Source organism: Paraburkholderia sp. NMBU_R16, from assembly GCF_013282575.1.
In the GTDB taxonomy this organism is placed as follows: Bacteria; Pseudomonadota; Gammaproteobacteria; order Burkholderiales; family Burkholderiaceae; genus Trinickia.
In genome coordinates this window covers 1-302 of sequence record NZ_JAAAYE010000358.1, presented here as the reverse complement: position 1 = coordinate 302, position 302 = coordinate 1, and the positions used below count along the sequence as shown (strand labels likewise).

The following is a 302-nucleotide window of genomic DNA, read 5'->3' as shown; positions in this document are numbered from 1 at the left end:
TGGACATTCAGCTGCGCATCAATCGACAGGTGCAGCTTGCGCCACGGCGTGCGGCTTGCCTCGCGGCCGTACTTTTGCCGATGCCATTCACTGGCCCGACCAAAGCTCATGCCGCTGCTGTCGACGAGCAGACTGATCGCTTCGCCTCTGGACAGGCGATCGGCCACACGGTGGCAGCGCTGTTTGACGTGAAGCTTGAGCGTGCGAAATCGCTCGCTCAGAAGCCTGAAGCTGGGCACCGCGATGTCGAGACCACGCAGCGCCCAGAATTCGCGCATGTGGCCGGTGATCTGCCGCATGCC

Annotated in this window: 1 pseudogene; it reads right to left on the bottom strand. The window is 62.9% G+C overall.

The features are described from left to right. Positions 1–302: pseudogene (locus GWC77_RS28525) on the bottom strand (hypothetical protein); the annotation flags it as partial.